This is a genomic window from Pedobacter agri PB92 (genome assembly GCF_000258495.1).
GTDB lineage: Bacteria > Bacteroidota > Bacteroidia > Sphingobacteriales > Sphingobacteriaceae > Pedobacter > Pedobacter agri.
The window spans coordinates 1-4,714 of record NZ_AJLG01000266.1 but is presented as its reverse complement, the minus strand read 5'-3'; the positions used below and the strand labels follow the sequence as shown (position 1 = coordinate 4,714).

Sequence of the window (4,714 nt, the reverse complement as noted above, 5' to 3'; positions counted from 1 at the left end):
TTATGGAGCGTTTTTTAATCTACAAGGGGCTCCAGCAGCCCTTGAGCTACAAGGGACTTAAAGGAAAATACATTGGCTGGGGTATTGGCTCCCTGGCTTCGGGGATATTTACCGGAGGGTTGTTGGGAGCGATCTTCAACATGTACCTGGGTATTTTTTTTAAGCCTGGCGTTAGGGGGCGGAATGTTCTGGTATACCTTATACCGGCAAAAGAAAGGACTGCATGATAAAAGACGGGAAACTGGAGTTTTTGTGCATCAAAACAAGATCAGGTTATGAAAAAGAAAGTTTTCGAATTGCCCTACATTGGTTATAGCAGTACTGCCGGGATTGATCTGCTTTACACAGCGTCGGGAGATTTCTCGGTGATCATGCAAATTGAAAATCCGGTCACTTTGCTTTGTGCTGATGAGCGGGGGTATCTAAATTACCATGAGCTGCTTTTAAAGGTGATTAAGATCATGGGAGAGGGGCATGTGCTACAAAAGCAGGATGTGTTTATCAAGCGAAACTATAAGCCTGCGGAAAGCAAAGAATATCTTCAGCAGTCTTACGACGCGCATTTTTCAGGCCGGAGATATCATGAGATTAAAACCTACCTTGTTTTAACCAGGCAGGTTGACCGCGGCAGATTTTATGTCTTTGATGCCAAATCGCTAAATGCCTTTTCCAGGACGGTTTTTAAAATCCTGGATTTACTGAACGATTCGGGACTTAACCCAACTTTACTTAGTAAAGCCGAGATGGACCGCTATATCGGACAGTGTTTGGCAATGGATTTCTCCTTCAGGCAGGTGGCCAGAGAAAATATCTCCGTGAGTGATAACCAGATTAATATCGGAAAACAATCCGTTCGCTGCCTGTCCCTGATCGATTGTGACCGGATGGATTTGCCCGGTTCCATGGCTGCCTATCAGCTCAAAAATGACGGGAAAGGTATGCGCGACTTTGCAGTGGATAACCTGGCCTTCCTTCATCAGACACCGGGTTATGATTGCATGATCTATAACCAGGTGATTTCCATTCCCTCTCAGCGTTCAGTCATCTCTTCATTAACATTAAAGCAAAAACGTCATTCCGGGATTCCCGATCCGGCAAACAGGCTATGCATGGAAGATATTTCATCGTTGCTGGCTGAGGTGGCAAGGGATAATCAGCTGTTGATTCATGCGCACTTCAACATTATGCTGTGCGCGCAAGTGGATAAAATCGATGAGGCCTCCAACTTTATTGAATCCGCTCTATTTTCTATCGGCATCATCCCTTCTAAAAATGCCTACAACCAGCTGGAACTCTTCAGGGCTTCTTTGCCTGCGAATGCAACCATGCTGAAAGGCTATGATCTGGTGCTGCTGCCCAGCCAGGCAGCGTTATGCCTGATGTTCAAAGAGCAGCTGCAGCAAAATGAAAAATCGGATTTTTTGGTCCGCTTCACTGACCGGATGGGCATTCCGATCGCGATAGATCCGGCAGATCTGCCAATGGAATCGGGAAGAATTTCCAACCGGTCCAAATTCGTGCTTGGCGGGTCGGGATCCGGAAAATCCTTTTTTATGAACAGCCTGGTAGAACAATATCTGCTGTATAATATGGATGTGGTCATCGTAGATACCGGGCATTCTTACAGCGGGCTCTGCGCTTATTACCAGGGAAAGTACCTCACTTATTCTGAGCAGAAGCCCATTACCATGAATCCTTTTGCATTCAGTATCGATGAATACAATATTGAAAAGCGCGATTTTTTAAAAACGCTCGTATTTTTATTGCTTAAAGGACCTCAGGGCGAGGTTTCGACGGTGGAAGATACCGTAATCTCCGGCGTCATCGCTTCGTTTTATAGCGATCATTTTGACGGTAATAATAATTCTGCGCAGCTGAACTTTGATGTATTTTATCACTATTCAGTTGCCCGCATCGAAAGCATCTGTCAGGAAGATCACATCTCTTTTGATTACGTCTCCTACCGCTTTGTGCTTAAAAAGTTTTGTCTTGGGCAAGAATTCGGGGAGCTCCTTAATTTATCCACTGATGCATCTTTACTCGAAGAAAAACTCGTGGTTTTCGAAATCGATTCCATCCGTGAGCACAAGGTCCTTTTTCCAATAGTCACCCTGATTATCATGGATGTCTTTCTTCAAAAAATGCGGCTTCGCCACCACCAGCGTAAAGCATTGATTTTAGAAGAGGCCTGGAAAGCGATCGCCTCAGAGCTCATGGCCTCCTACCTGGTGTACATGTATAAAACAGTCAGAAAGTTCTATGGGGAGGCGATTGTAGTGACCCAGGAGCTGGAAGATATTATCTCGAGTAAAACCGTAAAAAACAGCATCATTGCCAATTCCGACACCGTGTGTCTTTTAGATCAGGGCAAATTCAGGGATGATTATGAAAAGGTTGCCTCACTGCTTTCGCTTAACGAGGGAGAACAGAAAAAATCTTTACCATCAATCAGCTTGACAATAAAAAAGGGCGCAGTAAATTCAAGGAAGTCTATATCAAAAGAGGCAACTCGGGGGAGGTGTACGGCGTAGAGGTTTCTTTAAAACAGTACATGACCTTTTCTACCGAAAAACCTGAAAAGCGGGCACTGGAACGATACCTCAGCCTGCATGGGGAATACAGAAAAGCCCTGGATGCCTTTATCTCAGATTTTCAGGCCGCTAATCTTTCTTTAAGCGAATTCATCAAAAAAGTCAACCTAAACCAGTAGACATGAAAACAATATTCTTTTTTCTGCTTATGATCCTCGGATCAGTCAAGCTACAGGCGCAGATTTATGTAGACCCTACTACCTCAGCTGCGTTGGCCACCCAATCGGTGATGATCAATAGCCAGCTGAGCTCTTCTGGTGAAAAACTTACCCTCTTACAACGCGCACAACTTGCAGTAAGCGCTGAGCTGGGCATTGCCAATGACCTGCAAAGCCGGATCTTTCGCGGTTTAAGTGAAGTTTCTTCCGCGGTGAGTTCGCTTCTTGCCGTAGCAGACATTTATGATATCACCCAAGATATTATCCGCGATGGTCAGAAAGCGGTTGCGGTTGCGGGTAAAAATCCGGCCCTTTTGCTCTTTGCCCAAAGCGGGGCAGAAGAATTTCACGCCAGGGCATTGCGTTTATCTGCACAGGTAAGCAGTTTTGTGCTGCACGGATCTAAAGATAACCTGATGGATTCCGGCGAGCGCGCCAAGCTTCTTGGAAAAATTGTCACTGAGCTTTCCATTATCAGGGGAGTGGTTTATGGAATCTACCGGGTAATGTATTGGGCCTCGATACGCGGATTTTGGAATTCAATCAATCCTTATGCAGGCTTTATCAATTTAGATAAACGCATTGCAGATGAGGTGCTGGCAAAAAGTAAACTTTTGAAAAGATGAGAATGCTATTTATCTCGCTACTGGTGCTGATTTGGACCGGCAGCCTGGCGCAGATCAATGTCGCTTTACTCCATCAGCTCGTCGATAACAGCCGCTCTGAGCATTCCAGGCAAACCGAGCTAAGAGGCAAACAGGCCATATCCTCCGCCACTGAAGAGATCAACAGGTCGCAGGCGAGTCAGCTCAAAACAACTTACCGCGATATCCAGAAAAAGTTTTCCGCCGTGGGCATGGCCATAGAGGGTGTACAGATTGGAATGGAAGCCATTCCGCTGGTGGATAAAATTAGCGCCGATCAGCAGAAACTGATACAACTCTTACGCGCCTCACCTGGCTTATCACTGCTGGCGATAAGTAGCGAAATTGATTTTGCGGACCGCTCGCAAATGCTGCTGCGATACCTTTATGGACTGATTTTAAGCGCCGGAGAATTAAACGCCATGTCCCGGTCAGACCGTCAAATGCTCACGAGCTTTGTCATCAGTGAGCTTCATTCCATTTCGCTAAATCTCTCTGGCTTAGTGAATGCCCTGACGGCTTCCAAAAGAAAAATCAAGCCCGCTGCAAAACTCTTTTCTGATGCCGGCATGCGGGATAAGCAGCTTGCATCAAGTATTCTTTCCAGACTCAAACAGATCAGCAAAAAATGAAAAAGTGGATATTGCTACTCTTAGCTGCAGGGCTCTCTGGGTCTTCCAGCGCGCAGATGATTGTTTTTGATCGCGATCACTTTCTAACTGTAAATGAGAATGGGATGGTCAGGATTTCTGCTGAAATGGCCACACATAATTATTATGATTCCATTCACGAGCGGCTTTCTGATATTAAAATCAATATCGGAGCCCTGGTGCTGACCGAGGAGCTCATCTACCGCTCACTTACCCAGGTAGATCAGGGAATGAAAAGTATCCTTGCTGTTAAAGAAATTTCCACACTCATCGCGGAGATTTTTTCAGAAACCGATCAGATGATCGCCTTTGCGTCAAAACATCCTCATCTTCTTCTTTTCGCAGAGCAGGTATCAAGCCAGCTTCGCCAGCGGGGTGCAGCGCTGGTTGAAAACGTATCCTCAGTAGTGCTTTCCGAGAAAAGTGACCTGCTGCTAAATTTTGAAAAACGCGACGCGCTGCTTAAAAAGATTTCTTTAGAATTAAGGGTGATCAGGGCCCTGGTTTATTCGATGCGAAAAAGTATGTACTGGGCCTCACAACGCTCACTATTTCCCAGCTCAACCCATTCAGAAATTTCATCAACATTGACAGACAGCTGGTTTTAAAAATCATTAACAACTATAAAACGCTAAAAAAAATGAAAGCTTTAACTTTTTTAGTGTGTACGT

Annotated in this window: 3 protein-coding genes and 2 pseudogenes; all 5 read left to right on the top strand. The window is 45.2% G+C overall.

The window, feature by feature from the left end; all coding sequences use genetic code 11:
* Positions 1 to 227: pseudogene (locus tag ON09_RS22655) on the top strand (hypothetical protein); the annotation flags it as partial.
* Positions 228 to 275: 48 nt separating this feature from the next.
* Positions 276 to 2,710 (top strand): annotated as a pseudogene (locus ON09_RS22650) (TraG family conjugative transposon ATPase).
* Positions 2,711 to 2,712: 2 nt separating this feature from the next.
* Positions 2,713 to 3,375, top strand: coding sequence for a hypothetical protein (locus tag ON09_RS22645; protein WP_010603351.1), 663 nt, complete (start codon positions 2,713 to 2,715; stop codon positions 3,373 to 3,375).
* Positions 3,372 to 4,025, top strand: a complete 654-nt coding sequence (locus ON09_RS22640; protein WP_010603350.1) for a hypothetical protein — start codon at positions 3,372 to 3,374, stop codon at positions 4,023 to 4,025. Before ON09_RS22645 ends, ON09_RS22640 begins: the two co-directional genes overlap by 4 nt.
* Positions 4,022 to 4,651, top strand: a complete 630-nt coding sequence (locus ON09_RS22635; protein WP_010603349.1) for a hypothetical protein — start codon at positions 4,022 to 4,024, stop codon at positions 4,649 to 4,651. The genes ON09_RS22640 and ON09_RS22635 overlap by 4 nt, the downstream gene beginning before the upstream one ends.
* Positions 4,652 to 4,714 lie beyond the last annotated feature (63 nt).

What these genes read in the sequence shown, in the direction of transcription:
- ON09_RS22635 (WP_010603349.1), top strand. Translation starts at nt 4,022, where the DNA reads ATGAAAAAGTGGATATTGCTACTCTTAGCTGCAGGGCTCTCTGGGTCT.
- ON09_RS22645 (WP_010603351.1), top strand. Translation starts at nt 2,713, where the DNA reads ATGAAAACAATATTCTTTTTTCTGCTTATGATCCTCGGATCAGTCAAG.
- ON09_RS22640 (WP_010603350.1), top strand. Translation starts at nt 3,372, where the DNA reads ATGAGAATGCTATTTATCTCGCTACTGGTGCTGATTTGGACCGGCAGC.